This is a genomic window from Cylindrospermopsis sp. CR12 (assembly GCF_001432185.1).
GTDB classification, from domain to species: domain Bacteria; phylum Cyanobacteriota; class Cyanobacteriia; order Cyanobacteriales; family Nostocaceae; genus Raphidiopsis; species Raphidiopsis raciborskii.
On sequence record NZ_LMVE01000005.1, the window covers coordinates 1 to 1,483 of the forward strand.

The 1,483-nt window shown below is 35.5% G+C and carries 2 protein-coding genes; both read right to left on the reverse strand.

The features are described from left to right. Window positions 1–74: 74 nt before the first annotated feature. The gene (locus tag ASL19_RS00350) at window positions 75–749 is read right to left on the reverse strand and encodes a nucleotidyl transferase AbiEii/AbiGii toxin family protein (RefSeq protein ID WP_006278946.1); all 675 of its coding nucleotides are present in this window, start codon (window positions 747–749) and stop codon (window positions 75–77) included. Next, window positions 746–1,318, reverse strand: coding sequence for a hypothetical protein (locus ASL19_RS00355; protein WP_235528886.1), 573 nt, complete (start codon window positions 1,316–1,318; stop codon window positions 746–748). Before ASL19_RS00355 ends, ASL19_RS00350 begins: the two co-directional genes overlap by 4 nt. Window positions 1,319–1,483: the final 165 nt, after the last annotated feature.

A 1,483-nucleotide genomic window follows, 5' to 3' on the forward strand; every position in this document is an offset into this window, starting at 1 on the left:
AAAAGCCCCACACTAGGTGAGGAGCTTTTCATTTACCAGTATTTGTTATTAACTGTTGATTGCGGGAGCATTAATTATTGTGCTAACCTTTGAATTAGATTCAAAATTAATTGGTCACGACCAGCATTTTTTGATGCAAATGAAAGTTGACTAGGAGCTATTTCTAAAAGGTTTTCAAATTCAGTTTTAATCCATGTTTTTATAAACTTCTTGACTTTTATATCTCCCTGTTCTATTTCTTGTTCTAAATTAGGACAGCCATCCAGGAGTAAAACAATATCCTCTAAATCATGACTAGTATAGAAATTGCGATTTCCTCGACTATTAAATGCCTCAATTTTTGAAGCTAAAAGATAAGTTACCGGGAAAATATTTATTTTTTGACTACTTGGAAAAGTATAAATAATTGATTTTTTTATTCCTGGCTTGTACCAAGAATTGCTAAAACCAAGGATAGAAGTATCGTCTGGCATTATATCTAATATTAATTCCTGATACCGCCAACGACATATAACTTTACCTTTATCCTGTTCAAGTCCAATTTGACGTAGCTCTTCTTCAAAAAGATAGTATTTATTACGAGGAGTAATATTGATAACGCAATCTACATCATTCGTAGGACGGGCATCAATAGCAGAAATTTCGTCAAGATATAGTGATATTGTTGCCCCACCTATAAAAACTATTTTTTTATTTAATGCGGCAAGTAATTTTGCCGCCTTTTCAAGCATTTGTACTTGTTCATTCATCTGATTGTCAGTTTCTTTTCTAGCTCTTGACTAGCGAGATTTTGTTCTCGCGCACGACCAACCCGAATTGCATCCACCAAACTCAACAACTCATAGAGTTCTGGGTCATTTTTTACTGCAGCAGGAACAGATTTATATAATGGGGTAATACTTTGTCCTCTCACAGTTCCCTGTGGATCACTCCATACGTAGATATCGGTAGAATTGACATTCAGTAAATTTTTTAATGGTTCTGCTGAATGTGCAGTAGCAATTCCCCTCGTTAAAGGACCAGGTTTTTCAGGAAATACGTATTTCAGTCCGTGAATGAGGAATTCAAGCAAAGAATGGTTTTTCACTTTTCTAGTAGACCAATCATACAACCCACTGGACTGACATCTTTTGAGACCAGCATAAACTTCCGAAGGACTAATGTGTAATGCAGTGCCAAGCTGGTTATAAGTCCATTCTGAGTTTTTTAAGTTGTGTACTTTCAGCAAGACAACGATATCTTGAGGTTTTAGCATGACGAGATTTTCGATGAATCTACATTTTATTCTATATTCGCAAATCGCAAATTTATTTGCCATAATTGCCAGTTATGAAAAAAGTCTCCCACTACGTGAGGAGCTAATTGGAATATTACAGCGGTTTTCATGTAAATAAACCACAATGATTGAACCAATTAAGCGCATCCTCTGCTGTAATATAATTTACTGCACTTGTCATGGCCTCATTTAGGGCTTCTAATGTTC